This window comes from Burkholderia sp. Leaf177, assembly GCF_001424345.1.
Classification (GTDB): domain Bacteria; phylum Pseudomonadota; class Gammaproteobacteria; order Burkholderiales; family Burkholderiaceae; genus Caballeronia.
In genome coordinates this window covers 612,670-637,748 of sequence record NZ_LMPF01000023.1, presented here as the reverse complement: position 1 = coordinate 637,748, position 25,079 = coordinate 612,670, and the positions used below count along the sequence as shown (strand labels likewise).

Here is a 25,079-nt window from a genome sequence, read left to right as displayed (position 1 = left end):
ATGGACACATGCATTTGGGCGATTATCCGAAATCCCTTTACCGACAAGGCTTTCGCGCATGGCATAGGGCTTGCAAAGTAAGGTTGTCACCACTTGCAATGCTGCTGGAGCCAAACATGAAAGCACTCGCTATCGCACTTAAATCAGCCGGTTTGATCGCTATTGTCACGGGCGCGATCACATGTGCCGCGCAGAATGCGCCGACGCCTCCGGACGTCGCGCCACCGCCGGTCGCAGGCAACGCGCCGCCGCCCGTAATTCCCCGCGCCGCGCAGCCGTCGACCATTGCCAGCGTGACCACGGGCGTGATCAAGCGATACCTCATCAATCCGGAAGGCGATATAGACGGCCTGCTTCTTGGCGATAATTCTCTCGTCCGCTTTCCGCCGCACGTGGGCGCGAGCGTCGCGGCAATCGCGGCGCCCGGAGACAGCATTCGCGTGAACGGCGCGTCCGAAGCTAATGGCGTGCTGCACGCGCAACAAGTCACCAACACGCGCAGCGGGCAAACGGCGATGGATCAGCCGCCGGCTGCCGATCGCGAAAGGCCGCTGCCGCCTTCGCTTCGCGGCGTCGGTCTCGTGAAACTCGACGCCACCGGCCGCGTATTGAAGGTGACAACCGCGCCGCGCGGTGAACCGGACGGCGTGCTGCTCGCCGATGGCACCGTCATCAAGCTCACGCCGCCCGGCGCGCGGCAATTTCCCTCGCTGCTGCAACCGGGCGCGCTGGTCGCCGCGCACGGCTATGGCACGCGCAACCGTTTTGGGCAATCGCTGCAGGCCACGTCTTTCGGCACGCCCGGCAATCTGACGCCGCTATACGGCCGCGTCGACTGAATTTCCCCGACTTTCGACAAGGAGCACTCATGCATTGGATCGATCCCGCCAGCCTGCCGGAAACACGCGGCAAGGTCATGCAATTCTTGCTGAACCCGCACGGCGAGCTCGACGGTCTCATATTGAATACCGCCGATGGCAAGCTGCAAGTTCACTTCCCGCCGCACATGACGCGGCAGGTCGCAAAGCACATCGCGCTGGGTAACACCATCCGCGTGCGTGGCGTCAAACCGCGCGGCGCGAACGTTATCGCGGCGGTATTGCTGACGAGCGCGCAAGGCGTGGAGCTTATCGATGAAGGTCCGCAACATCACGCGCCGAAGCCCGAGAAACCCGAGGGCAAGCCGATGGACGTCCAAGGCGAAGTGACCTTGTCGTTATACGGGCCGAAAGGTGAGTTGCGAGGTGCTCTGCTCGACGACGGCACGTCGCTGCGCATGCCGCCGCACGCCGCCGCCGAGCTTGCGGACTATCTCAGCCCAGGCGCGTTCGTCCAGGCGTGGGGCCACGGCGTGAAGAACAAATATGGCCGCACCATCGACGTCCATGACATCGCCAATCTCGTCGATACCGCTTGATGCATCGACCGGAAGCGGGCTGATCGTCTAGCCATCCGCCGATTCCGCGCGCGGGCTATCTCACCAAAACTCACGCGGATTCGGCGGCCCGAACTCGCCTTAAAACTGGCCGAACCCGGTCAGCCCGATCACACTCCCCAACGCCAGCAACCACAGCGGATGCACCTTTGTCTTGAACGAGAGCACCGCGACCACGGCGGTAATGCCGCCAAGCACCCATTGCGTGTCGGACGCCTCCGCGATCAGCGCGGCGCTGGCAGCAAGCAAGCCCGCGGTCATCGGAACGAGGCCGAGTTGAACGTAGCGTCGCCACGGATGCTGCTTGAAGCGTTCCCACGCGTGCATGGCCGCGATGGTCACGACCGACGACGGCCCGAACTTCGCAATCGATGTCACGATCACGCCCGGCCATCCCGCAACATGCCAGCCGACCAGCGTCACGATCATCATGTTCGGTCCGGGCGCCGCCTGGGCGAGCGCGAACATCGCGGAAAAATCCGCCTTCGACATCCATTGATGCACCTCGACCACTTGCCGCTGCATCTCGGGCAGGATGGAATTGCCGCCGCCGAATGCAAGCAACGAAAGCTGGCTGAAAATCGCGGCGAGAGAAGCGAGATCGTGGTTCATCGGCTGACCTCGCGATTCGTTTTCGACGCGATGAAAATAGACACGGGCGTAAGAACGAGCATCACCGGCAACAACGGGAAGCGAAGCAACGCGATCGCCACGAAAGCCAGCGTGGCGACGATTGCCATCGGCCATTTCTTGCGCAACGGCCACGCGACTTTTACGGCCATCGATACCAGCAGCCCGGCCGCAGCCGCCGCAAGGCCCGCGAACAGATGGCGAATGTGCACGTCGTTGTGCGTGCGCTGATAGACAACGCCGAGCGCAATCACGATCAGCGAAGGTCCCACGAGCAGCCCGAGAAGACCGGCGAGCGCGCCCGGAATGCCGCGAAACTTCATGCCGATCGCCACCGACAAATTGATGACATTGCCGCCGGGAAGAAACTGGCAAAGGCCGAGCAGATCGGTGAATTCGTCGGGGTTGAGCCACTTGCGGCGCTCGACAACTTCGCGGCGCGCCAGCGGCAACGCGCCGCCGAACGCCGTCAGCCCGAGCGTCAGGAAGCCGATGAAAATTTCCGCCACGGTCGGCGGCGTGGATGGCGGTTCGTGGGCGTTTGCGTGCATTGATCGCGATGAGTGCTTTGGAAAGCGAAAGAGGGTAACGCTTTATCCATCCGGTTTCAAAGCAGCTTCGCACTCATCGCGCCACGTGCGGCGGCTTTACGACGCTTTTGCATCGCTCCGATCCCGACGCGATTCGTAAGCTTTCAGATGCGTGTAGGCGATCGAGAATATTGGCGTAAGTTGCTCTTGCTCCGCCAGCTTGCCGCGCGCAATCAGATCGCCCACCACGTGATCCGCCTCGATGCGCGCGCCGTTTTCCAGGTCGCGCAACATTGAAGCCGTGATGCCGGAACCCGCTTCAGTCAGCATGGAATGCGTGCGCGTCACGGCGGCTTCGCCCGGAGGAAAACCGTTTGCCGCGGCGATGGCGCGGGCTTCATCGAAGAGATCGAGCAGCAGTTTCTGGCCGCCCGGCGCCGCGATGATGTCGCCCACCGGCGCGCGCATCAGGCACGTTCCAGCCGCGAGCGTGGCCAGGAAAGTCCATTTTTCCCACATGGACTGGAGGATGTTCGGGCTCGCGATGGCATCGAATTGTGCGCCCGTCAATTCGGCCGCGATGGCCTCGATGCGCGCCGACGATCCACCCGCGCGCTCGCCAAAAGTCAGCGAGTGGAGCTTGTTCAAGTGCACGATGGTGCCGTCGGCGTCGAGCGTCACAGCCGCGACGCATTGGCCGCCCAGCACGCGGTCGGGACCGAACTGCGTCTCGAGCACGTCCAGGTGATGCATGCCGTTGAGCAGCGGCAAGATGGCGGTGTTCGGACCGACCGAGGTTTTTATCGATTCGATGGCGCCGTCGAGATCGTAAGCCTTGCAGCTGAGCACGATCAGGTCGAACGGCTCGCTCACGTCTTTTGCCAGCACGACGGGCGGATTGGGTATCGATAAATCGCCGTTCGGGCTGCGCAGATTGAGGCCTGTCTTCGCGAGTTGCGCGGCGCGCCGTTCGCGTACGAGGAATGTCACGTCCCGTCCGGCATTCAGCAGCCGTCCGCCAAAATAACCGCCAATTGCGCCTGCGCCCACCACCAGAATCCGCATGTGCTGCTCCTGATTAGTCTGAATTTCTCGCGCACGGTATTTCTTTGATCCGCACGCCGCTTGGCTTATGCCGGTCAAGCCTGCCAGACGCCGTATCCTGCTTCTCGCAAGCCTATGGCCAGCTCCACTTCCATTTCCCGCGCGCCTTCGTAAGGCATCGGGTTATACAACTCGTACAGTTGCGGCAACAGGCGCAGCCCGAAATCACGCACATAACGGTTCGACTGAATGCCGGCCTTGTGTTTGTCGAAACGAACGTCCGGATCGATACCCGTCATGCCCACATAGACGAACGGCTTGCCCAGCACGTAATCCGGATTGGCGCGACGAAAACGCGCTTCGTTCCAGACCGGATCGGCGAGTTCGACAACATAGACGTGATAGTGATGAACCTTCTTTCGAAGCGCCATGCGTTTGCCCTGGTGCGCCTTTTCGCGCGGACCGGTCCTGGAACGGGCCGGGACGCTCATTCTAGACCGGTGGTGAACGGGCCGCTCGACGGGTAAATCCAGAGCGCCTTTTTTGTCCGCTTACCTCGCGAAACGTGCCTGCATAACGCTCCGAACCCAACCGATGCCTGCCAGTTGCGTGTCAAAGTGGTAATCTCGCTCGGTCTGCGCGTTCCGCGCGGCGTTCGGCGGGCGGCAGCGGCGGCACATTGCGCACCGCCGGGTCCCAGTGCCCCGGCGCCATCCGCATGGTGGCACGGTGCCCGGTCCGAACACCGTCGCGGGCACCGCCCCCATTGACACAAACGCATCCGCAGCGTGCGCGGCCACGAACCGCAAGCGCTCCGGTCATTCGGAGAGAAACATGAGCAAACAAGCAATCGGCGTTGTCGGCCTCGCCGTCATGGGACGCAATCTGGCATTGAACATCGAGAGCCGCGGGCACGCGGTATCGGTCTATAACCGCAGTCGCGAGAAAACCGACGAACTGATCGCCGAACATCCTGACAAAAAGCTCGTGCCTTCTTACACGCTGGAAGAATTCGTCGAGTCGCTGGAAAAACCGCGTCGTATCTTGCTGATGGTGAAAGCCGGTCAGGGCACCGATGCAACCATTGATTCGTTGCGCCCGCTGCTTGAAAAAGGCGACATCCTGATTGACGGCGGCAACACTCATTTCACCGACACCATCCGCCGCAACACCGACCTCGCGAAATCGGGCCTGCATTTCATCGGCACGGGTGTATCGGGTGGAGAAGAAGGCGCGCTGAAAGGCCCGTCGATCATGCCGGGCGGCCAGAAGGAAGCCTACGATCTCGTCGCCCCGATCCTCACCGAGATCGCCGCGAAGGCGCCGGACGGTGAGCCTTGCGTGGCCTACATGGGTCCGGACGGCGCGGGTCATTACGTGAAGATGGTGCACAACGGGATTGAATACGGCGACATGCAGCTGATCGCCGAAAGCTACGACGTGTTGAAGCGCGTGGCAGGTTTGTCGAACGAAGAACTCGGCAAGGTTTATGTCGAGTGGAACAAGGGTGAACTGGATAGTTACCTGATCGAGATCACCTCGAAGATCTTCTCGAAGAAGGACGAAGAAACGGGCAAGGATCTGGTCGATGTCATCCTCGATCGCGCCGCGCAAAAAGGCACGGGCAAGTGGACGAGCCAGAATGCGCTCGATCTCGGCGCACCGCTGCCGCTGATCACCGAAGCCGTGTTTGCGCGCGTGCTGTCGTCGCTGAAAGATCAGCGCGTGGAGGCGAGCAAGCAGCTGAAGGGTCCGTCGCCGAAATTCGATGGCGACCGCGATGCATTCGTGGAATCCGTGCGGCGCGCGTTGTTCCTGAGCAAGATCGTTTCGTATGCGCAGGGTTTTGCGCAGTTGCGCGCGGCATCGGAAGAATACAAGTGGGATCTGCAGTACGGCCAGATCGCGAAGATCTTCCGTGCTGGCTGCATCATCCGCGCGGGTTTCCTGCAGAAGATCACGGATGCGTACAAGACGAACGGCGACTTGCACAACTTGCTGCTCGATCCGTATTTCAGCGACATCGCCGCGAAGTATCAGGACGCGCTGCGCGAAGTTGTTGTCGCGGCGGTGAAGGCGGGCGTGCCCGTGCCGGCGTTTTCATCGGCGGTGGCGTATTACGACAGCTATCGCTCGGAGACGCTGCCGGCAAATCTGGTGCAGGCGCAACGTGACTTCTTCGGCGCGCATACGTTCGAGCGCGTGGACAAGGAAGGAAGCTTTCACGCTGACTGGTCGTAAGGGCTCCAGAAGCACCTGATCGATAGTGTTCAAACGCCGGCGCATTCGCGTCGGCGTTTTTTTTACGACCGCACAGAATTGCCAAATTTTGTCGAACTGAAAATTCCATCAGGCGGCGATTTTGGGAAGCCGCTAATGTTTGCTTTCGATAGGAAACATTAGCGGGAGCATCATGGCCATTGCACTTTCAACACTGAACAGGGAATCGGAGCTGAGCTACGCTTATCTCCATGCCATTGCTTCGCACGCCGGCGTCAACTGCAAGATCAGCAACCGGCACGACGACAATGCGGGCATCGACGCCATTCTTACGGGTTGGGAACCGTTCCCGAATGGTGGCGCCCTGACCGAGGTCGACATCAAGGTTCAGTTGAAGGCAACCGTCAAGGTGCCGTTCGACGACGGCGAATCGCTCTCCTACTTTCTTTCCGGCACGCAGCAATACGACGCCTTGCGCCGTGAGACCCACGCATCGCCGAGAATACTTGCCGTGCTGTTTTTGCCTCCGAACGCCGAGGACTGGCTGGAGCACTCCGAAGAGCAACTCGTGCTGCGCAAATGCGCTTACTGGGTCAGCTTGCGCGGCGCCCCGGCCACGAACAACACAGCAGGAGTCACCGTCAAGATTCCGAAGAAACAGACATTCGACGGAGTCGGTCTCATGCACCTCATGGCAAGCATCTCGCGGCGCGAAATCCCTGCTTATCCAAGCCTTACTGATCGGGTATCACATGACGCCTAGCACGCTCTCTCCGTCAGGCCTGCGCGATTTCATTCAGTCGCTCGGATGGCAATTGCTGCCCGATGGCATGGTGAATGGTTTGTACGTGTTCAACCATGCATCAGCGCCGCGCCGCCAGATCGTCATTCCCATGGACCACCTCGCGCCGGATTATGCGGAGGCGTGCGAGCTCGCCATGTCCAAACTCGCGGAGCTGCAAGGCATGAAGCCGGCGGATCTGATTCAGCTTGCCGCGATTTCCCGTGACGACTCCATGTATTACCGGGTGACAGGCGGCGGCGTGTTCAACGAGGGTTTGCCGTTGTCATTCGCAGCGTCGTTGCTTTTGGGCGCCGAACAGATCCTTCTCGCTTCGGCATGCACGGTGCTGCGGCCACAGGCCCATCACCCTCGCCTTCACAGGGGCGAAGCCACGCAGCTTGCAAGTCACGCGCGGTTCGGCCACACAGAGCGTGGCAGCTTCGTGGTGCGCGTGTCGTGCCCGGTCGACGCCATGGAAACACCATCCACACTGGCGCTCACCAACCCCAACGAGTCGTTCGTTCGCATGACCATGCTGAGTGCGCGGCGCGGCGTGCTGGACCTCGTCGATGCTATCGAGACAGACACACTTACGCGCTTTGTCGATTCGCAAAAAGGCGCGCGCTCGCCTGTGGTTTCCTCGAATTTGTGCGAGGCGCTAACGCGTATGCATGACGAAGAGATCCATAACAACATCGACCTGTCGTTTCGTTGGGCAACGACTGTCACGTTGCCGCAAGATATTCCAGTAACCGAAAGCATTCGGATCAAAAGCGATCATTTTGGGCGCATAGAGGAAGTGCGCCGTGAGCTGCGTGATGTCGAGCATGATCGCGACGACGTATTCATTGGCACCGTCGAACATCTGAACGGGCAATTCGACATTGAAGGAAACCGCGCGGGCGAAGTCGTCGTCGGGTTGCTTCAGCATGACAAGGAGACTATCAAGGCACGTGTCGTACTGAATAATGAACAGTATGCAAAGGCAGTTGCGGCGCATCTCGACGATCGCACCTTCGTGCGGATTGCCGGGCGGCTACGTCCCGGCCGCCAACCGCGTGTGCTGGTTGACGTGACAAGCTTCACTTTGATTGGTCCGGGGTGATTATGCGGGTGAGCGCAACAGCAATACGACGTCTGGGCAGGCTACCTGCGAATTCCAAGCACTTCCCGTAAAGACTCACCGTTCGCACCGCTTCCGGCGAAGTCATCGAAGGCACGATCCGCGACGCGAATGATGTGTTCGCGAATAAAGGCCGCGCCTTCGCGCGCGCCATCTTCTGGATGCTTCAGTGCGCATTCCCATTCGAGCACGGCCCAGCCGGGGAAGTCGTACTGGGCCATCTTCGAGAAGATCGCGCCGAAGTCGATCTGCCCGTCGCCAAGAGACCGGAAGCGGCCAGCGCGATCCACCCAGACCGAATAACCGCCGTACACGCCCTGGCGGCCGTTCGGCCTGAACTCGGCGTCCTTCACGTGAAACGCCTTGATACGTTCATGATAGATATCGATGAACTGAAGGTAGTCCAGTTGTTGCAGCAGGAAATGGCTGGGATCAAAAAGTATGTTGGCGCGCGGATGATGATCGACGGCGTCCAGAAACCGGTCAAAGGTCACGCCGTCATGCAGATCCTCGCCCGGATGCAACTCGTAGCACACGTCAACACCGGCTTGATCGAAGGCGTCGAGCAAGGGGCGCCACCGTTGCGCAAGCTCGCCAAATGCTGTTTCGATCAGACCCGGCGGGCGCTGCGGCCACGGATACAAATATGGCCACGCCAGCGCGCCTGAAAACGTCACGTGCGCGTTCAGGCCAAGGCGTCTGGACGCGGCTGCCGCGAATCCGACCTGCTCGATCGCCCACGCTGTGCGCGCTTCCGGATCGCCGCGAACATGCTGTGCGGCGAAGCCATCGAAAAGCGTGTCGTAGGCGGGATGAACCGCCACGAGCTGCCCCTGCAAATGCGTCGATAACTCCGTTATGCACACGCCCGCGTCCTCAACCACGCGGCGCAGATCGTCGCAATAGGCATCGCTTGTCGCGGCTTGTTCGAGATCGATCAAGCGTGGATCGCATGGAACCTGAATGCCTTCGTAGCCCAGCCCCTTCGCCCAGCCTGCCAGATGCGCGAGGTTGTCGAAGGGCAATTCATCGCCGAGAAATTGCGCCAGAAAAATGGCCGGGCCTTTGATGGTTTTCATGATCGTCTATACAGCTCAGAACGGCGAGTTCGGATAATAGAACTGCTTGGCGTTGTCTTTCGTGATCAGCACCGACGGAATGATGGTCGTAGCTGGCAACTTTTCACCCTTCAGGCGTGCTTCGGCCGTGAGCTTGATCGCGTCGTAGATAAACTTCGGCGAGTACGACACGTCGGCCTGAACCCGCTTGTCGCCGTCCATGATCCGCTTGACCGCTTCCTTCGATCCCGCGCCGCCGAATACTTCCTTGATATCCGTGCGCTTCGCCTGGTCGATGGCCTTCAGCACGCCGATCATCATGTCGTCGTCGGCGGCCCAGACTGCATCGATATGCTTGAAACGCGTCAGGTAATCCTGCATCACCTTGAATGCGTCGTCGCGATTCCAGTTGGCGTATTTTGCGTCGAGCACTTTCATGTCGGAATGCTGCTTGATCACCGATTCAAACGCGGTCCAGCGTTCGTTATCGAGCGTGGTCGGAATGCCGCGCAACGCGACAATGTCGCCTTTGCCATCCAGCGTCTTCGCGAGATATTCGGCGGGCAGCTTGCCGAACGCGGTGTTGTCGCCGGCCACGTACGCGTCCTGCGCGCTGGTATCGGTCAGACCGCGATCCACCACTGTCACGTACACGCCCTTCTTCTTGACCTGCGCGACGGGCTGCGTCAAGGAAGCGGATTCAAACGGGAAAATCACCAGCGCGTTGATCTTGTTGACAGTCACGAGATCCTGTAACTGGTTCGCCTGTTCGGGCGCGCCGCCAGCCGTCTTGACGATGATCTTCAGATCCGGATGCGCTTTCTCCAGTTCTTTTTTCGCTTCGTTGGCCCACCACACGATACCGCCCGTGAAGCCGTGCGTGGCCGTTGGAATGGCAACGCCGAGCGTGACTTTATCGGCGGCGATGGCCGAGACGGCGCTTGCTGCCAACGTCAATGCGCCGAGTGCGCGAAGAATGTTTTTCATTGCTGTGTCTCCATTGTCATGTCAGGCGCCTGAGAGGGTTTCAGGGCACGGTTCGAACAGACTTCAACGACGTCCACGCTGTAAAAACGCTACGAAAATAATCACGGCGCCCTGCACTGCCGCGTTGAGATACACGCTGATGATGCTGGTGAGATTCAGGATGTTCGCGATCACGGACAACAGGATTGCGCCGATCACCGTTCCGATCACACGTCCTTCGCCGCCCCTGAGCGCCGTGCCACCAACGACCACGGCCGCAATCGCTTCGAGTTCCCAGAGCAGGCCCGTTGTCGGCGTCGCGGACCCGAGGCGCGGCACGTACAACACGGTCGCTACGCCCACGCAAAGACCGAGCAGCACGTACGTGACGATCTTCACGCTATCCACGCGAATGGCGGCGTAACGCGCAACCTGTTCATTCGATCCGATCGCCTGGACGTGCCGCCCGAACACGGTGCGATTCAGAACGACCACGCCGCCCGCCGCGACGATCAGGAAGACCCATATCGGCACAGGAATGCCGAAGAGACTTGCGTAGTACACGGGACCGTAAAGATCGGACAAGGTGTTGTCGAGCGTGAGCGCGCCGCCGTCCGCGAGCCATGTAAGCACAGCGCGAAAAATCCCCAGCGTTCCGAGCGTCACGATAAACGGTTCTATGCGCCCTTTCGTCACGAGCAGACCATGCGCCAAACCAAAAAGACCGCCTAAAACAAGGGCTAAAACGATACCGATCGCAATGATCATCAGCGGTGCGAAGCTGTGTCCGCCTACGCCGTGAGCGAGCGTGTTCATCGTCCAGATCATGCTGCCGGCGATCAGCGCGGCCATCGATCCGACCGACAAATCGATACCGCCCGAGATGATCACGAACGTCATTCCCACCGCGATGATGCCGATGAACGACGTTCGCGTGAGGACGTTCATGGCGTTGTCGAAGGTGGCGAAATCGGGATTGAGCAGCGTCCCGCCAACGCACAGCGCGATCAACCCGAGCAACGGACCGACGCCATGCAGGCGCCGCGCAAGTCCGCCGAGACGGCTGCGTTTCGATACTTCCACGCCTTCAGTGTGTGCCGGTCGCATGCGCGATCAACCTCTCTTCAGTGAGTTGTTCCGAACCGAGCGTCGCGACGAGATGCCCGCCGCGCATCACCGCCACGCGATGACACAAGCCAATCAGCTCGATCAGTTCGGACGAGATGACGATGACCGCGCGCCCCTCGGCAGCCAGCGCATGGATCAGGAAATAAATATCGCGTTTTGCGCCGACATCGACGCCGCGCGTGGGTTCATCGAGCACGACCACGCGCGGATCGGGATGCAGGAATTTCGCGAGCGCGAGCTTTTGTTGATTGCCGCCCGACAACATGCGTGCACGGCTCGCAAGATTGCCCGTGCGAATGCCGAAATCCTGCACGGCTTTTTGCAGAGCATCGCGTTCCGCATTGCCGTCGAGCAGCGGATGCGCGTAGCGCTCGAGCGTCATCATCGTCAGGTTGTCTTTCAGCGCCATGTCGACGTGCAGGCCGCGGCCTTTGCGGTCTTCGCTCAAATACGTGATGCCGTTTTTCATCGCCGCGCGCGGGTTGCGTGGATTGATCTGGAGACCTTCCAGTTCCATGCGGCCCGCGGTCAAAGCCCGCAAACCGATCAGCCCTTCGAACAATTCCGTGCGTCCCGCGCCGACCAATCCCGCGAAACCAAATACTTCGCCTGCGCGCACGGAGAAGCTGACATTTTCCGCCCAGCCGGGGACGAACGCGTTATCGACTTTGAAAGCAGTGGGCGCGTCCGGGGCTAGCGGCGGCTTGTCGGGAAACATGTCCGATACCTCGCGCCCGACCATCTGATTCGCCATCTGCTGGCGCGATGTTTCAGCCGTCGGACTGCGCGTGACAAAGCGGCCATCGCGCATCACGATCACTTCGTCCGTCACGCGCTCCACTTCGTCGAGCTTGTGCGAGATATAGACGATCGTTACGCCGTCCTCCTTCAGCCGCGCCATCAATGCAAAAAGGCGCTGTGTTTCCGAAGGCGTGAGCGTTGCGGTCGGTTCGTCCATGATCAGAAGGCGTGCATCGCGCAGCATGGCTTTTGCAATTTCGACGAGCTGCTTTTCCGCGACGATCAGGTCCCGCACGCGCGTGTCCGGATGCTGATGCAGGCCGACATCGGCGAGACGCGCGCGGGCGGCTTCGCGCATGGTGGGTTCATCGAGGAAAAATCCGCGCCGCTTCTCGTGGCCGAGAAACATGTTCTGTACGATGCTCAAATGATCCGCGAGATTCAATTCCTGGTGGATCAGCACGATGCCGGCGGCTTCGGCGTCGCGGGAACTTTCGAATGACTGGACCACGCCGTTGATCGATAACGCGCCGGTCGTCGGCCGCTCGTAGCCGGCGAGGATCTTCATGAGCGTCGATTTCCCCGCGCCGTTCTCGCCGAGCAAACCGTAGACGCGGCCGGGCGCAAGATCGAACGTGACGCCGTGCAGCACGCGCACGGGGCCGAACTGCTTGGCGATGTTATCGAAGCCGACAGCGAGGCTCATGTCACGCGCTCCTTCGTATCATCAGCTTGTGCGGCAGCACCACGCCGGGCACTTCTGCATGCGGATCGCGCAGGCGCTTGAGCAGAAGATGCGCAGCCGTTTCGCCGAGCTCGCGCATCGGCTGCGCGACCGTGGTCAGCGGCGGATCGATCTGCGCGGCGACCGCGATATCGTCGAAACCCATCACCGCCATGTCGTCGGGAACGCTGAGGCCGGCGCTGCGCAGGCCGTTGATCACGCCGATGGCAAGCGTGTCCGACACGGCGAAAACCGCCGTTGGACGGTTGCGCCGAAGCCGCGAAAGCGTGTGCGCGGCGGCTTCGCCTGCAGCGTAGTCGAGTGTATCGAGGTCGATATGCCATGCGGGATCCGCTTCGATACCCGCCGCGCTCAGCGCATCCCTGTAGCCATCCGCGCGCTGCCGGCCGTATAGATATCCGTGGCCTGAATTGATCAGCGCAATCTTCGTGTGACCGCGGCTGAGGAGATGGCGCACGGCGTCGCCGGCTGCCCCATGGTTATCGATACCGACGTAAGGCACGCCCGCCGCCGGATCGAATTCGCAGCACGCGACCCACGGCAGCGCGGAGGCTTCTTCGACGAGGGCTTTTTGCACGGCGGCCGGGTCCAGGCAGATGGCGCCATCGGCGCGGCGCCCGCGAAGCAAATCGAAGTAGCTGCGCTCGCGGCCGGGATCGGCGCCCGTGTCGCACAGCAGCATGAAATAGCCGTTCTGGCGCGCGACGCTGTCGATGCCTTGCACTATCGCCGAGTAGAACGGATTGCTGAAATCGGGGACCATGGTGAGCAGCAGGCGGCTTTCCGCGGTGCGCAAATTGCGGGCGAGTTCGTTGACGCGATAACCACTTGCCTTGATCGCCGCGAGGACTTTGTCCCGGGTCGGCTCACGCACGTTGGTGTGGCCGTTGAGCACGCGCGATACTGTCGCGACAGAGACGCCGGCTTTTAGCGCGACGTCGGAGATCGAGATTTCATCGGCGATGCGAAACGATTCGGGCATGGGTTTCGAGCTCTCGTTGATTCGTCTCGTTCGCGCGCGGCAATGTAATGGATTACATTATTGTTTGGAGTGATGGGGTTTTGCGATAGGGATTAACGCGAAGGGGAGTTGACGGTGCTGCCGGATTGCTGTTTTATACACGCTCACTGATAACTTCCGATGTCATTGCAGTAGCGCCTCCTTTCGAAAAAGAAAGTTGATTGCAAAAGTTAGCGCTCTGGCTTTAAAACACTTTTCCAAATCTCAGGAAAGGCCGTTCAGAATATTCGTTTTGCTTACTGAACTTTATGCAGCGCGCCCTTTGCGTCCTTTGCTCAGTCTTCGGCCTGCGTAACTTTGATAAACGGTCGCAAGTCAGGATTGGACAATGCGAGCAGATTAAGTGTTGCTCCACCGAACTGGCGAGCAAATTCATCGTCCAGCGCATTGTTATAGTCCGCAACAGGCAGTTCCAGCGGAAACTGACGTTGTGTAACAGCAAGCACTTTTGCAACATCGAGCGTATAGGAAACAAGCGCTTGTTTTTCCTCCGACCACATGACTACCACGCATCGCTTTTCTTTATAGTCAGCCATCAAAATCCTCTGCATTGCTGGTAAATCATAAACGCCCGTTGTGAGCATGTATCCATGAAGCGTTGCCCACCCATTGCACTTCTATAAGCCGTGCATTCGTCCATATCGCGTTCGTAATCCGCATGGCATTCAGCCTCATGCGCCTCACTGACGCCGCGGACCGCTATAGACATTACATCATTGCCCGTTGCGCTTTTTACATATTCAAACGGCAAGGCATCGCCTAGCGGCGTGTTTGCCTTGTCTGCGGTCTCGTTGAAGCCTGAAGCTGTTTTCGCGGCTTGGCGCCCAACATTCGCGCTACGCGCGACCATGCTCACGACCGAAAGAAGGAACGGCATTTCGGACTCGTTCACGGTTTCGAACGGCGAAGGGTTCGACCGCGCTTCACGCTCGATACGCGCGTCGATTATTGCGTTGTATTCGCGTAGCGATTGACGATCCGCTTCTAAAAGCGCGTTGTAATCGAACGGCGGCGTATCCGGTCTATCTTGTCGCGCTGGCGGATCAAGCGTGAAGCCGCCGTGCTCGAATGCATTGGTTGTCGCGCCGCCTTCCTGCCAGATATCGACTGCACCATCGCGCACATAAGAGAGCAACGTTTGCAACGTGTCTCGCGCGCTTTTGTCCAATTGGGAATACCAGGAAAATTCACCTCTCAAAAACGATTCAACGCGCTCCACGAGCGCCGCGTTCGATTCCCATATGTGCATGTCCGCGTCCATTAACATGGCGCGTCCCGCCCTCGTTTTATCGGCGTCATTGCTGAAGTTTAAGCGTTGTCCTTTGCGCATCACGTAACGGTCGCCGTTGTAACGCGTTAATTCGGTTGTCATCCTGATTCGTTCGTTGTTGTAACTCCCGTTACGCTAACGCACTTTTCCAACCGTCCATCTCAATAAATCACGCGTGCCCCGTCAAAGCCTCCCTCCGTACACGGCTGCTACCCACACGCTTCGCCAACAGTGTGGGTCGCCATCAATACGGAACCCTGACGTGCGTTCATTCGAACGCGAACGCAGGGTTTTGGGCTTTACCGGTTTTGTCGGGGTCCGTCATTACCGAAAAAATCTTATGGCACGGCCTCCCATTAAATCGTGAAAGTAGCACCTGATTTTTATCGCACAAGACTCGGTTTCTTGTTATCGAACTTCCAGTTGGGAATCAGGAATTGCATCGCTACGCCGTCATCTCTCGCCCCGAGTCCATGCTGCTCGTAAAGCGCATTCGCCTTCGCGAGTTCATCCATATCGATCTCGACACCCAAACCTGGCTGCTCCGGAACCTTCACCTTGCCGCCAACGATCTGTAACGGATTGCGCGTCAGGCGCTGACCGTCCTGCCAGATCCAATGGGTATCGATAGCCGTGATTTTTCCCGGCGCCGCCGCCGCAACTTGCGTGAACATGGCGAGCGAAATATCGAAGTGGTTGTTCGAATGCGATCCCCATGTCAAACCCCACTCATTGCACATCTGCGCCACGCGAACCGAACCCTGCATCGTCCAGAAATGCGGATCGGCAAGCGGGATATCGACCGACTGCAACTGGATTGCATGACCCATCTGCCGCCAATCCGTCGCGATCATGTTGGTCGCGGTCGGCAAGCCAGTTGCGCGACGGAATTCCGCCATCACTTCTCGTCCGGAATATCCGTTTTCCGCGCCGCACGGATCTTCGGCGTAGGCCAATACGTGGTGCTGGTCGCGACACAGACGGATCGCTTCGGCCAGCGACCATGCGCCATTCGGGTCGAGCGTGACGCGCGCCTTCGGGAAACGCTCGGCCAGCGCGGTAACGGCTTCGATTTCAGCATCGCCGGATAGCACGCCGCCCTTCAGCTTGAAGTCGTTGAAGCCATAACGCGCTTGAGCCGCTTCCGCAAGCCGGACGACGGCTTCAGGGGTCATCGCTTCCTCGGTTCGCAGGCGGTCCCAGTCGTCGTTGCCATCGGCGCCGCTTGCATACGGCAAGTCCGTTTTGCTCCGGTCGCCGATGTAAAACAGATAGCCGAGCATTTCGACTTCATCGCGTTGCTGACCTTCGCCCAAAAGCGCCGCGACCGGCACGCCGAGGTGCTGGCCAAGCAGGTCGAGCAGCGCAGCCTCCAGCGCCGTGACCGCGTGGATGGTCGTGCGCAGGTCAAAGGTCTGCAGACCGCGGCCGCCTGCATCGCGATCGGCGAACTGCGTGCGCGCCCGATTCAGGATCGCCTGCAAATTGCCGATCGACTGGCCGACGACCAAAGGCCGAGCGTCATCGATAGTCTTGCGGATCGACTCGCCGCCTGGCACTTCGCCTACGCCCGTGTTGCCGGCGCTGTCGGTAAGAATCACGATGTTGCGTGTGAAGAACGGGCCGTGCGCGCCGCTCAGGTTCATCAGCATGCTGTCGCGGCCCGCGACGGGTACGACGCGCAACTCTACGACGGTCGGCGTGGCGTTGGATTTGACTGAAGTCATCGACATGATTTTGAACTCGAAAAATTGAAGGGATCAGAGCGCTCGGCTGGGCACGTGTTCGCCCATTGCATCGCGATCGATCCGGCGGTTGCGTGTCAGGAAACACGCGGCGGCGGCGATCAGCGAAGCGAAACCGAGGCCGTAAAGTCCGCCCGTGATCGAGCCGGTATGTTGCTGCAAATAGCCGAAGGCCGCCGGCGCAAAAAATCCGCCGAGGTTGCCAACCGAATTGATCAACGCAATGACACCGGCTGCCACGCGCGCGTCGAGATAGCCCTGCGGAATCGGCCAGAACAAGGACGCGGCGGCCTTGAAGCCGATCGCGGAAAAACAGATCGCGACAAACGATAAAACGGGATTCCCCGACGTCGATGCAAACAGCCCGCACGCGGCAATGACCAGCGCGGCGGCAAGCCATGCCTGCTGGAAACGCCACCTCGCCGAAAGGAGCGCGAAGCAATACATCGCGACCATCGCGATGAGCCAGGGCACCGCGTTGAACATGCCGACCTGGAAGTCGCTCAGTCCGCCCATCTTCCGGATGATCGTCGGCAGCCAGAATGTGGCTGCATAGATGGTCAGTTGGATCGCGAAGTACAGCAGGCAGAAAAGCAGGATCTGCGGGTCTTTGAGAAGTTTGAACGTGGGCAGATGGTGCCCGCCTCCAAGCGCTTCACGTTCGGCCTGTTCGTTGGCAATCGACGTTGAAAGCGCGGTTTGTTCGGCCGGGCTCAGCCATTTGGCATCGCTGATATGCGATTTGAGCAGCATCCAGCTGACGCCGCACAACACGACCGAGAAACCGCCTTCGATCAGGAACATCCACTGCCAGCCATGAAGCCCGAAACCGCGAATGGACAAAAGCGAGCCGGTGATCGGGCCGGACAAGACCGAAGCCAGCGCCGAGCCGCCGAGGAAAACGGCGACGGCCTTGCCGCGTTCTTTCTGCGGAAGCCATTGCGTGAAGTAGAACACCACGCCCGGAAAGAACCCGGCCTCGGCTATCCCAAGCAGGAAGCGCAATACATAGAACGACGTGTCGTTCCAGACAAACGCCATCGCGGCCGCGACGATGCCCCATGTCCCCATGATCCGCGTGAGCCACACGCGCGCGCCGTATCGCTGCATCAGGACGTTGGACGGCACTTCGAACAGCGCGTATCCGATGAAAAACAGTCCGCTCCCCAAACCGTATACCGCCGCGCCAATTCCGAGGTCCGCCTGCATGTGCGAATTGACGAAGCCGATGTTCACCCGATCGATGTAGTTCGCAATGAACATGATGAGGACGAGCGGCAATACATGGCGCTTTACTTTCGATACAGCCGAATCGAGCACATCGTTTGCAGGCGTGGCGGGTGCGGACGTCAAGATTGTCTCCAGATGGGCTGCGTGGCTGGCCCGGGTCGTACTCCATAACGTGATCGCGAAGCGGCTAAAAACACGTTATGTTGTCTGACGACAGTCTACTTAGAAACCATAGATATTCCAATGGCGCGTTTACCCTATTATGCTGGCGCGTGGGCGAGCATCCGACCGGACCTATCTTTTGTTAAAGTATCGAAGTTTCGGAAAGAACTCGGACGTCTGATGACTTGGACTTCGTGCATTGCTTGAGAAACCACGTGAATTCAAGCTGCTGCTGGGCGGCTTGCTGTCGCTGGTCACGCCAGGACGTCTGGTCAACAAATAAGTCTCCTCGAAAGCACGATCCGAAAATGAGCCTTCTCACCGACAAAGTCATTGCAACCGTCTCGGACGATATCCAGCGCGGCACGCTTCGCCCCGGCGACAAGGTCCCGACCGAAGTGGCGCTGATGAAGCAGTTATCGGTCAGCCGTTCGGTCGTGCGGGAAGCCATGTCGCGCTTGCAGGCTGCAAAGGTCGTCGAGACGCGTCACGGGATCGGCACGTTCATCCTGGATGCGAACCGGTCAGAGAGCGTGCGTCTGCCAGCATCGGATCTTTCGGACATGCTGGACGTCATGGCGATCATCGAATTCCGGATTGACATGGAAGCCGCGGCGGCGGGGCTGGCGGCCGGCAGACGCACGGACCAGAATCTGAAGCTGATCGATGCCGCGCTCGCGTGTTTCGAAGCCGAACTCGAACGGGGCAGCACGGACGTGGTGGCGCACGACGTCGAGTTCCATATCCAGATCGCCCGTGCAAGCGGAAACCATTATTTCGTCGATGTCCTGAGCCAGCTCGGCCGCGCGGTAAGTCCACGTACGCGGCTGGGATCGACGGAGATCGCGGAACTCGATCGCGTGGTGCATCTGCGAAATGTTCTGGCGGAACATCAGCAGATTTATCGGGCGATCGTGCGCCAGGATGCCGACGATGCCCGCGCGGCAATGCGCATGCACCTGAGCAACAGCCGCGAACGGCTGAGGCGGGCGCACGGGAAAACCTGAAAAGCCGAATCTAGAGTGCAAACAGAAAACGGGCGCATACTACGTCCCCTTTCCCTTCCTGGCCGTTCAATGCCCGGTTACCTGACCAAGCAGCAGAACATCACCGTCACCGGCGTAGACGACCTGATCATCCGTTCCCTGCTCGACCTGCAGCAATTCTCCGACCCTTCCGGCGACGCCGAGCGCATCGGCATTTCGTCCGCCATGTGGCCGTTGTTTGGCATGCTGTGGCCATCGGGCGCGCATCTCGCCGCGCGGCTCGCGCTGCGCCCCGTCGTCGCCCGCGAACGAATCCTCGAAATCGGCTGCGGCCTCGCGCTGGCAAGTCTCGTCGGGCATCGGCGCGGGGCGGACGTCACGGCAAGCGATTGCCACCCGCTGACCTCCGCTTTCCTCGACGAAAACCTGCGCCTGAACGATCTTCCGCCAATGAAATACCTGCACGGCAACTGGTCCGTCCCGGAGCTGGAAGACGCGCTCGAAGACACGGCTGGACGCAGCATCGTCAATGGCCGATACGACCTGATCATGGGCAGCGACCTGCTCTACGAACGCGATGCCAACGCAACACTCGCGGCGTTTATCGGCTTGCATGCGACGCCTGAAGCCGAAGTCTGGATCGTGGATCCGGACCGCGGCAACCGCGCCGCCTTCAACCGGCAAATGGGCGAGCGAGGTTTCCAGATGCGCGAGGAACGCCTCGACCGCGTCGCTTTCGACGATACAGCCGCCTACAAGGGCCGCTTGCTGATCTATCGGCTGATCAACGCCTAGCCAAACGTGAACGCGTAAGCCTCAACGCCCGGATCGAGGAATTCGATGCTGAACGTGCGGTCCCTGACATCGCCCGGTTGCCGCACGAGCTGGTAGAGGCGCTGTTCGGTCACGGTGCCGGTGCCGTCGGCTGCAATGTCGGTGCCGTGGGCATCGCCGGGGGCGGCGCCGTCTATCGATACACGGAATCTGACGGGCCTCCCGTCCTTCCCCGGCCCGAGCACGAGATGCAAATCGCGCGCATGGAATCGATACACAATCGTCCCGTTCGATCCCGCCAGCGACGCCGCCTCCGCGCCCACTTTCCACGCGCCGGCAAGTCCCCAGTTGTTCAGCGAAAGCTCGCCGGGCGCCGCATACGTGTGGACCTTGTCGTGCGATTCGCCGCCGCGCTCCGCGAAATTCTCCGCGCGCTCGTAGCCAACGTAGGTTTCCGGCGAGCGCATGTCGGCGCTATCGGCGGATTGCTGGACGCCCTTGGCGTCGGTGCTGGTAATCGCCGGGCTAACGCCGGTATGACCGGCTTCCTTCAGCAATTGCTGGATCACTTCTTCGGAGTGCGCATAATCGCCTTCGCCGAAATGATGGAAACGCACTTGCCCCTTTGCATCGATAAAATAATGCGCCGGCCAGTACTGGTTGCCAAACGCGCGCCAGATGGCGTAGTTGTTGTCGATAGCGACCGGATAATCGATACCCAGGTCATGCACGGAACGCTTCACGTTATCGACGTTACGTTCGAACGCAAACTCGGGCGCGTGCACGCCGATCACGACCAGTCCCTTGTCGCGATACTTTTGCGCCCACGCTTTCACATATGGCAACGAACGCAGGCAGTTGATACACGAATACGTCCAGAAGTCGACGAGCACGACCTTGCCGCGCAAATCCTCCGCGCTGAGCGGCGCCGAATTCAGCCATTGGACCGCGCCTGCCAACAGCGGCAACTGGCCTTCTACGGGCAGCGGGGTGTCGAACGTGGCGCGCATCATCGCGGGTGAATCGGTGCTTACAGCCGTGCTTACAGCCGTGCTCGCATCCTTGCTCGCGACGCTGCTCGCTGCTTCAGGCGCGGCCGGTGTAGCGCCCGGCGACGATCCCGGTGACAACCGGTCGACCAGCTTTTCCTCGATGCCACCCGTTGCAACGGTCGATACACGCGCGAGGACGCCGGTATCGAGTCCAAGCGAAATCGCGACCACGCCGAGCAACATTGCCGCGCCAATGCCGCGCCGGATCCACTCGCCCGCGCCCAGCGACCGTTTCATGGCCGCGAACACCCGGCCGCCGATCAACAAAGCGACCGCCAGCGACGTCGCCGCGCCCGCCGCATAAGCCACGAGCAACAAGGTCGTGCCGACGCTCGCGCCACGCAACGCGGCGCCGGTCAGGACGAGACCAAGGATTGGGCCGGCGCACGGCGCCCACAGCAATCCCGTCGCGATGCCAAGCAGAAACGATGATCCCGCGCCGACCTGTTGGCCATCGGCTTGAGCAAATCGCGTGAGACGGTTGCCCGCGCTCACGAACGGACGCATCACGCGTTCGGCGAAACTCGGCAACAGCAACGTCAGTCCGAACACGGCAAGCAACGCGACCGCGAGCCAGCGGCCGTACTGGTTCGCTTGCGTGACCCAGCCGCCGCCGACCGCCGCGAGCGTGGCGACGGCCGCGAAGGTCAGCGCCATGCCGGCAAGCAACGGCAAACCGCTGCGCACGAACGGCTGATCCGCGCGCGAAAACACGAAGGGCAGAACAGGCAATATGCACGGGCTCAAGATGGTGAGCGCGCCGCCAAGGTAGGCGAGGATGATGAGCAACATGAGCTGATGAATCTCGTAAATTGAGGGCTTGCGGCGCTCAGGCGGCGCTGGGCTTGAAGGTCATCGCCACACCGTTCATGCAATAGCGCAGACCGGTGGGTTTGGGGCCGTCGTCGAAGACATGACCGAGATGGCCGCCGCAACGCATGCAATGAACTTCGGTGCGCGACACGCCGAACGACAGATCCTCGCGCGTGGCTACCGCGTGATCGAGCGGCGCCCAGAAGCTCGGCCAGCCGGTATGGCTTTCGAATTTCGTGCGCGATGAAAATGCGTCGAGCTGGCATCCCGCGCACGAAAACACGCCATTGCGATGTTCGGCGTTGAGCGGACTGCTGTAGGGCCGTTCCGTGCCTTCGTGCCGCAACACGTTGTATTGCGCCGATGTCAGCCGACCGCGCCATTGATCGTCGGTATGAACCACTTCAAACGATTCGTCCGCGTTGGCAGCTGAAGCCGAACTCACGCCCGGTACGTTACGTTGCTTGAATGTGGCGAGTACGGCGGCCGCTAAAACGCTGCCCGCGAATAAAAACCGGCGTCTGTTAGTCATGATGTGCTCCTTAACAAGACTCACTGCTTGAGCTACAGAAGAACGTTTGGACTTGCTGATAAACAGGCAAACACGTTCGGCGCAGGTTTAATCCCTTGCGGCTTAAAAATGTTTCCTATGCCTGAAACAGCCCGCGTTCCGAGGCTTCTGTTAGCTAGTTCGTCGTGAAGGCGCGAGCGGTTACATTGCATCGATCGAATTGATCGATCATTACGCTATATATTTTGAAATATAGCGTAATGCTTGATTCGGCAACGCTATGAAAAACGGGAGAAGTGCAAATGAACTGCGCCCGGAGCCGGGCGCAAGGTACTTTCGAATCAAAAACGCTGCAGCGTCACTTCACCATATAACCGCGATCCGTCATGCATTCGCTATATGCGCGCCAGTACTGCACCATCGGCGGTTCGGGCGGCGGCAGAGCGGGCATGGGTGCGTCCGTGGATGAAGAACTTGCGTTGGCGACGGCGCGTGCGTCGGAGGCGACACCCGGTCTTGCCGCCGATGCCGATGCCGATCCGGACGCCATCACCGGAGCAGAACCAGAAGCCGGAACAGACGCGGAAGCTGTCGCCTTGCCGGTGGCGGAAGCGGGATAAACCGCCGAGGCGCCTGAAGCCATTCCCGATGGCAACGGCGCCGCCACCGCAACCTGCTTGACGGTGCCGGGTTTGGTCGCCTGCGGCTTGATCGGGGCTTGCGAGACCTTCGCCATGTTCACGCCGGTGTGCTGATTGGCGTAGCTGTAGCACATGGCGTTATCGATACTGATTTGCGCCGAATTTTGACTGCGCATGGGAAATGCGGGCGGCTGCTGGGCGAGCGCGCTTGCGCTCGCACACAGCATGGCAATGCCGGCAGACAGGGGAATTCTCATAGCTCTTGCACTCCGGAAACTGGATTGGCCTGACCCGGCCGGACCACGCCGGACCTGAAAGCGGTCCGGACGCGGTCAAACGAGCTTTCACCATACTGTCGGTGAATCGGGCCTGTGCGAAAGACTATCGCAATAATCCGCCAACGCTTCGCGTTTCTGGCTTGTTTGGCGTGCTGGACCACTTTTCCCGGAGCTTCGGCTCGCAGTCCGTTGCTCGCGCGGCTCAGGCAAACCCTTAAACGGAGGGAAACTTCGCTCGCATGAGCTAGCGATTTCCGGCGCGCATCTAAATCACACGCTTTCCAGCGCCAGCGCGATGCCCTGCCCGCCGCCAATGCACAACGTCACCATCGCGCGCTTAAGGCCATCGCGTTTCATTGCGTGGACCAGGCGCGTGACCAGCACCGCGCCCGTCGCGCCGATCGCGTGACCGTGAGCAATCGCACCGCCTTCCGGATTCACGATATCACCCGGCAAACCGAGCGTACGCGCGACCGCAATCGGCACGGCGGCGAACGCCTCGTTGATCTCGATGCGCTCCAGATCGCCCAGTTTCCACCCCGCGCGATCCAGCGCCTGTTGCACGGCCGGCACAGGTCCGAGCCCGAACATGCCCGGCTCGACCGCCGCGATCCCGTACGCCACGAGCCGCACCGACGCCTCGATCCCGTTGCGTTCCGCAAAAGCGCGATCCGCAACCAGCATGGCCGCCGCGCCGCTGTTCAAGCCGGGCGCGTTGCCTGCCGTGATCGTGCCGTCGGGACGAAATGCAGGACGCAGTTTCGATAGCGTCGCGAACGTGGTGTCGGGGCGCGGTTGTTCGTCGGTATCGAAGAAAATGGTTTGCTTGCCCGCCTTCACTTCGAGTCCAACGATCTCCGCCTTGAAAAACCCCTTGGCTTCCGCCGATGTAAACCGCTGCTGCGAACGCTCGGCAAACCGGTCCTGCGCCTCGCGCGTGATGTCCATCTGCGTGACGAGATCTTCCGTGTGCCAGCCGGAATGCTTGCCGGAAAACGCGTCGTCGAGACCATCGCGCAACATGCTGTCGTGGATTTCCGCGTTGCCCATCCGATACCCGAAGCGGCCGTTATCCAGCAAATACGGCGCGCGGTCCATGTTCTCCATGCCACCCGCGACCGCGAGTTGCACGAAACCCGCGCTGATTTCATTCGCCGCCGATACCACCGCCTGCGCGCCCGATCCGCACACGCGGTTCACGGTCAATGCGGGAACCGAGACCGGCAAACCGCCGTTCACGGCTGCCTGACGCGCAGGATTCATGCGATTGCCGGCCTGGATGACGTTGCCGAACGTGACCGAATCGACTTTCTCCGGTGCAACGCCCGAACGCCGCAACGTCTCGCGGATCACGACGGCGCCGAGATCTGTCGCGGGCGTGCCTTTCAGCGTGCCGTTGAACGCGCCGATTGCCGTGCGCACCGGCGCGCACAACACGATTTCGCGCGATTGATTTTGCGTGGTCATGGCGACTCTCCCGCTCAGTGTGCCGGCGTCAGATACGCGGGCGTTGCCGACGACAACGATCCCTTCACATTCCGGCCGACGTCATCGACGAGGATTTCTTCCTTGCCCTGCTCGATTCCTTCCAGCACCTGACGCACGACTTCTTGCGGCGTGGTTTTCGGTGCATCGATGCCGGCAGTCATGTCGGTATCGATAAAAGCCGGATGCACGCCGACCACCAGCGTGCCCTGGCCGCGCAGCTCGGTGCGCAGGCCGTTCGTGATTGCCCAAACCGCCGATTTGGACGCGCTGTAAGCACCGGTTCCGTCGATGGTCAGCCAGCTCAGCACGGACAGGATATTCACCACCGCGCCGCCGCCATTGCGCTTCAGGGCGGGCGCGAACGCTTGCGTGACGGCGAGCGGGCCGATCACGTTGGTTTCGAACAACGAACGCGCGGCGCCGATGGAACCCGCGTCCAGCAACGACCCGCCGATAATCGCGCCCGCATTGTTTATGACGATCTGCACGTCGGTCAGCCGATCGGCTGCGGCAGCGATGCTTTGGGCGTTGGTCACGTCGAGCTGAACAGCTTCCACGCCTGGAATCTTGATGGCGGATTTATCGCGCGATGTTGCATAGACCTTCGACGCACCCGCTGCCAGCAATGCTTTCGCGAACTGCTCGCCAAGACCACGATTTGCGCCCGTTACCAGTGCTACCTTGCCTTTGATTTCCATGTCGAT

The 25,079-nt window shown here is 60.4% G+C and carries 25 protein-coding genes; 7 read left to right on the top strand and 18 right to left on the bottom strand.

Annotated elements, in window-relative coordinates:
- Nucleotides 1–116: 116 nt before the first annotated feature.
- Both ASG35_RS23940 and ASG35_RS23935 read left to right on the top strand, forming a co-directional pair.
- On the top strand, nucleotides 117–839 hold the full coding sequence (locus ASG35_RS23940) for a hypothetical protein (RefSeq protein WP_082508591.1): 723 nt from the start codon (nucleotides 117–119) through the stop codon (nucleotides 837–839).
- Between the two features lie 29 nt (nucleotides 840–868).
- Nucleotides 869–1,417, top strand: a complete 549-nt coding sequence (locus tag ASG35_RS23935; protein ID WP_056363524.1) for a hypothetical protein — start codon at nucleotides 869–871, stop codon at nucleotides 1,415–1,417.
- 99 nt (nucleotides 1,418–1,516) lie between these two features.
- Here the strand turns inward: ASG35_RS23935 and ASG35_RS23930 are convergent, their stop codons facing one another.
- From ASG35_RS23930 to ASG35_RS23915, 4 genes are all read right to left on the bottom strand, one after another.
- Entirely contained in the window at nucleotides 1,517–2,047 is a 531-nt protein-coding gene (locus ASG35_RS23930; RefSeq protein ID WP_056363523.1) for a chromate transporter, read from the bottom strand.
- Complete coding sequence (locus tag ASG35_RS23925; protein WP_056363520.1) at nucleotides 2,044–2,616, bottom strand: chromate transporter; 573 nt, start codon at nucleotides 2,614–2,616, stop codon at nucleotides 2,044–2,046. Before ASG35_RS23925 ends, ASG35_RS23930 begins: the two co-directional genes overlap by 4 nt.
- Before the next feature lie 96 nt (nucleotides 2,617–2,712).
- Entirely contained in the window at nucleotides 2,713–3,660 is a 948-nt protein-coding gene (gene panE, locus ASG35_RS23920; RefSeq protein WP_056363518.1) for a 2-dehydropantoate 2-reductase, read from the bottom strand.
- A 74-nt stretch (nucleotides 3,661–3,734) separates the two neighbouring features.
- A complete protein-coding gene (locus tag ASG35_RS23915; RefSeq protein ID WP_056363866.1) occupies nucleotides 3,735–4,070 on the bottom strand; it encodes a hypothetical protein in 336 nt (111 codons plus the stop codon).
- 403 nt (nucleotides 4,071–4,473) lie between these two features.
- Between ASG35_RS23915 and gndA the strand changes: the two genes are divergently transcribed.
- The 3 genes from gndA (at nucleotide 4,474) to ASG35_RS23900 (ending at nucleotide 7,748) form a co-directional block, all read left to right on the top strand.
- Nucleotides 4,474–5,880, top strand: a complete 1,407-nt coding sequence (gndA, locus tag ASG35_RS23910) for an NADP-dependent phosphogluconate dehydrogenase (RefSeq protein ID WP_056363863.1) — start codon at nucleotides 4,474–4,476, stop codon at nucleotides 5,878–5,880.
- A gap of 172 nt (nucleotides 5,881–6,052) precedes the next feature.
- The gene (locus ASG35_RS23905; RefSeq protein ID WP_056363517.1) at nucleotides 6,053–6,622 is read left to right on the top strand and encodes a DUF4365 domain-containing protein; all 570 of its coding nucleotides are present in this window, start codon (nucleotides 6,053–6,055) and stop codon (nucleotides 6,620–6,622) included.
- Nucleotides 6,612–7,748 (top strand): hypothetical protein, encoded by a 1,137-nt coding sequence (locus tag ASG35_RS23900; protein WP_056363515.1) that lies wholly within the window; start codon nucleotides 6,612–6,614, stop codon nucleotides 7,746–7,748. The genes ASG35_RS23905 and ASG35_RS23900 overlap by 11 nt, the downstream gene beginning before the upstream one ends.
- A 41-nt stretch (nucleotides 7,749–7,789) precedes the next feature.
- On the opposite strand, the gene ASG35_RS23895 is transcribed toward ASG35_RS23900, so the two are convergent.
- From ASG35_RS23895 to ASG35_RS23855, 9 genes are all read right to left on the bottom strand, one after another.
- Entirely contained in the window at nucleotides 7,790–8,845 is a 1,056-nt protein-coding gene (locus ASG35_RS23895; RefSeq protein ID WP_056363513.1) for a sugar phosphate isomerase/epimerase family protein, read from the bottom strand.
- Nucleotides 8,846–8,860: 15 nt separating this feature from the next.
- A complete protein-coding gene (locus tag ASG35_RS23890; RefSeq protein WP_056363512.1) occupies nucleotides 8,861–9,811 on the bottom strand; it encodes a substrate-binding domain-containing protein in 951 nt (316 codons plus the stop codon).
- Between the two features lie 63 nt (nucleotides 9,812–9,874).
- The gene (locus ASG35_RS23885) at nucleotides 9,875–10,897 is read right to left on the bottom strand and encodes an ABC transporter permease (RefSeq protein ID WP_056363509.1); all 1,023 of its coding nucleotides are present in this window, start codon (nucleotides 10,895–10,897) and stop codon (nucleotides 9,875–9,877) included.
- The gene (locus tag ASG35_RS23880; RefSeq protein ID WP_056363507.1) at nucleotides 10,878–12,365 is read right to left on the bottom strand and encodes a sugar ABC transporter ATP-binding protein; all 1,488 of its coding nucleotides are present in this window, start codon (nucleotides 12,363–12,365) and stop codon (nucleotides 10,878–10,880) included. The genes ASG35_RS23885 and ASG35_RS23880 overlap by 20 nt, the downstream gene beginning before the upstream one ends.
- Nucleotide 12,366: 1 nt before the next feature.
- Nucleotides 12,367–13,386, bottom strand: coding sequence for a LacI family DNA-binding transcriptional regulator (locus tag ASG35_RS23875; protein WP_056363506.1), 1,020 nt, complete (start codon nucleotides 13,384–13,386; stop codon nucleotides 12,367–12,369).
- A gap of 314 nt (nucleotides 13,387–13,700) precedes the next feature.
- On the bottom strand, nucleotides 13,701–13,961 hold the full coding sequence (locus ASG35_RS23870) for a hypothetical protein (RefSeq protein ID WP_056363504.1): 261 nt from the start codon (nucleotides 13,959–13,961) through the stop codon (nucleotides 13,701–13,703).
- Nucleotides 13,961–14,797: a hypothetical protein gene (locus ASG35_RS23865; protein ID WP_056363501.1), complete on the bottom strand. Its 837-nt coding sequence runs from the start codon at nucleotides 14,795–14,797 to the stop codon at nucleotides 13,961–13,963. Before ASG35_RS23865 ends, ASG35_RS23870 begins: the two co-directional genes overlap by 1 nt.
- Before the next feature lie 281 nt (nucleotides 14,798–15,078).
- On the bottom strand, nucleotides 15,079–16,428 hold the full coding sequence (gene gudD, locus ASG35_RS23860; RefSeq protein ID WP_056363499.1) for a glucarate dehydratase: 1,350 nt from the start codon (nucleotides 16,426–16,428) through the stop codon (nucleotides 15,079–15,081).
- Between the two features lie 27 nt (nucleotides 16,429–16,455).
- Complete coding sequence (locus ASG35_RS23855; protein ID WP_056363496.1) at nucleotides 16,456–17,793, bottom strand: MFS transporter; 1,338 nt, start codon at nucleotides 17,791–17,793, stop codon at nucleotides 16,456–16,458.
- Nucleotides 17,794–18,140: 347 nt separating this feature from the next.
- Here ASG35_RS23855 and ASG35_RS23850 point away from each other — a divergent pair, with 347 nt between their 5' ends.
- Together ASG35_RS23850 and ASG35_RS23845 are read left to right on the top strand one after the other, a co-directional pair.
- On the top strand, nucleotides 18,141–18,839 hold the full coding sequence (locus tag ASG35_RS23850) for a FadR/GntR family transcriptional regulator (RefSeq protein ID WP_056363494.1): 699 nt from the start codon (nucleotides 18,141–18,143) through the stop codon (nucleotides 18,837–18,839).
- A 69-nt stretch (nucleotides 18,840–18,908) separates the two neighbouring features.
- Nucleotides 18,909–19,613 carry a class I SAM-dependent methyltransferase gene (locus tag ASG35_RS23845; protein ID WP_056363492.1) on the top strand — a complete coding sequence of 235 codons (705 nt, stop codon included), beginning with the start codon at nucleotides 18,909–18,911 and terminating at the stop codon, nucleotides 19,611–19,613.
- On the opposite strand, the gene ASG35_RS23840 is transcribed toward ASG35_RS23845, so the two are convergent.
- The 5 genes from ASG35_RS23840 to ASG35_RS23820 form a co-directional block, all read right to left on the bottom strand.
- On the bottom strand, nucleotides 19,610–21,436 hold the full coding sequence (locus tag ASG35_RS23840; RefSeq protein ID WP_056363490.1) for a cytochrome c biogenesis protein DipZ: 1,827 nt from the start codon (nucleotides 21,434–21,436) through the stop codon (nucleotides 19,610–19,612). The genes ASG35_RS23845 and ASG35_RS23840 overlap by 4 nt on opposite strands.
- 37 nt (nucleotides 21,437–21,473) lie before the next feature.
- Nucleotides 21,474–21,989: a peptide-methionine (R)-S-oxide reductase MsrB gene (gene msrB / locus ASG35_RS23835; RefSeq protein ID WP_056363488.1), complete on the bottom strand. Its 516-nt coding sequence runs from the start codon at nucleotides 21,987–21,989 to the stop codon at nucleotides 21,474–21,476.
- A gap of 337 nt (nucleotides 21,990–22,326) precedes the next feature.
- Nucleotides 22,327–22,866 (bottom strand): hypothetical protein, encoded by a 540-nt coding sequence (locus ASG35_RS23830; RefSeq protein ID WP_056363487.1) that lies wholly within the window; start codon nucleotides 22,864–22,866, stop codon nucleotides 22,327–22,329.
- Between the two features lie 291 nt (nucleotides 22,867–23,157).
- A complete protein-coding gene (locus ASG35_RS23825) occupies nucleotides 23,158–24,354 on the bottom strand; it encodes a thiolase family protein (protein ID WP_056363485.1) in 1,197 nt (398 codons plus the stop codon).
- A gap of 14 nt (nucleotides 24,355–24,368) precedes the next feature.
- Nucleotides 24,369–25,073 (bottom strand): SDR family oxidoreductase, encoded by a 705-nt coding sequence (locus ASG35_RS23820; RefSeq protein ID WP_056363483.1) that lies wholly within the window; start codon nucleotides 25,071–25,073, stop codon nucleotides 24,369–24,371.
- Nucleotides 25,074–25,079 lie beyond the last annotated feature (6 nt).

Bases quoted from the DNA above. Each gene is read 5' to 3' on its own strand.
- ASG35_RS23940 (WP_082508591.1), top strand. From the start codon at position 117: ATGAAAGCACTCGCTATCGCACTTAAATCAGCCGGTTTGATCGCTATT.
- gndA (WP_056363863.1), top strand. From the start codon at position 4,474: ATGAGCAAACAAGCAATCGGCGTTGTCGGCCTCGCCGTCATGGGACGC.
- msrB (WP_056363488.1), bottom strand. From the start codon at position 21,989: ATGACTAACAGACGCCGGTTTTTATTCGCGGGCAGCGTTTTAGCGGCC.
- ASG35_RS23840 (WP_056363490.1), bottom strand. From the start codon at position 21,436: ATGTTGCTCATCATCCTCGCCTACCTTGGCGGCGCGCTCACCATCTTG.
- ASG35_RS23885 (WP_056363509.1), bottom strand. From the start codon at position 10,897: ATGCGACCGGCACACACTGAAGGCGTGGAAGTATCGAAACGCAGCCGT.
- gudD (WP_056363499.1), bottom strand. From the start codon at position 16,428: ATGTCGATGACTTCAGTCAAATCCAACGCCACGCCGACCGTCGTAGAG.
- ASG35_RS23925 (WP_056363520.1), bottom strand. From the start codon at position 2,616: ATGCACGCAAACGCCCACGAACCGCCATCCACGCCGCCGACCGTGGCG.
- ASG35_RS23915 (WP_056363866.1), bottom strand. From the start codon at position 4,070: ATGGCGCTTCGAAAGAAGGTTCATCACTATCACGTCTATGTTGTCGAA.
- ASG35_RS23865 (WP_056363501.1), bottom strand. From the start codon at position 14,797: ATGACAACCGAATTAACGCGTTACAACGGCGACCGTTACGTGATGCGC.
- ASG35_RS23830 (WP_056363487.1), bottom strand. From the start codon at position 22,866: ATGAGAATTCCCCTGTCTGCCGGCATTGCCATGCTGTGTGCGAGCGCA.
- ASG35_RS23905 (WP_056363517.1), top strand. From the start codon at position 6,053: ATGGCCATTGCACTTTCAACACTGAACAGGGAATCGGAGCTGAGCTAC.
- ASG35_RS23875 (WP_056363506.1), bottom strand. From the start codon at position 13,386: ATGCCCGAATCGTTTCGCATCGCCGATGAAATCTCGATCTCCGACGTC.
- ASG35_RS23850 (WP_056363494.1), top strand. From the start codon at position 18,141: ATGAGCCTTCTCACCGACAAAGTCATTGCAACCGTCTCGGACGATATC.
- ASG35_RS23895 (WP_056363513.1), bottom strand. From the start codon at position 8,845: ATGAAAACCATCAAAGGCCCGGCCATTTTTCTGGCGCAATTTCTCGGC.
- ASG35_RS23890 (WP_056363512.1), bottom strand. From the start codon at position 9,811: ATGAAAAACATTCTTCGCGCACTCGGCGCATTGACGTTGGCAGCAAGC.
- ASG35_RS23870 (WP_056363504.1), bottom strand. From the start codon at position 13,961: ATGGCTGACTATAAAGAAAAGCGATGCGTGGTAGTCATGTGGTCGGAG.
- ASG35_RS23845 (WP_056363492.1), top strand. From the start codon at position 18,909: ATGCCCGGTTACCTGACCAAGCAGCAGAACATCACCGTCACCGGCGTA.
- ASG35_RS23820 (WP_056363483.1), bottom strand. From the start codon at position 25,073: ATGGAAATCAAAGGCAAGGTAGCACTGGTAACGGGCGCAAATCGTGGT.
- ASG35_RS23930 (WP_056363523.1), bottom strand. From the start codon at position 2,047: ATGAACCACGATCTCGCTTCTCTCGCCGCGATTTTCAGCCAGCTTTCG.
- panE (WP_056363518.1), bottom strand. From the start codon at position 3,660: ATGCGGATTCTGGTGGTGGGCGCAGGCGCAATTGGCGGTTATTTTGGC.
- ASG35_RS23900 (WP_056363515.1), top strand. From the start codon at position 6,612: ATGACGCCTAGCACGCTCTCTCCGTCAGGCCTGCGCGATTTCATTCAG.
- ASG35_RS23935 (WP_056363524.1), top strand. From the start codon at position 869: ATGCATTGGATCGATCCCGCCAGCCTGCCGGAAACACGCGGCAAGGTC.
- ASG35_RS23825 (WP_056363485.1), bottom strand. From the start codon at position 24,354: ATGACCACGCAAAATCAATCGCGCGAAATCGTGTTGTGCGCGCCGGTG.
- ASG35_RS23880 (WP_056363507.1), bottom strand. From the start codon at position 12,365: ATGAGCCTCGCTGTCGGCTTCGATAACATCGCCAAGCAGTTCGGCCCC.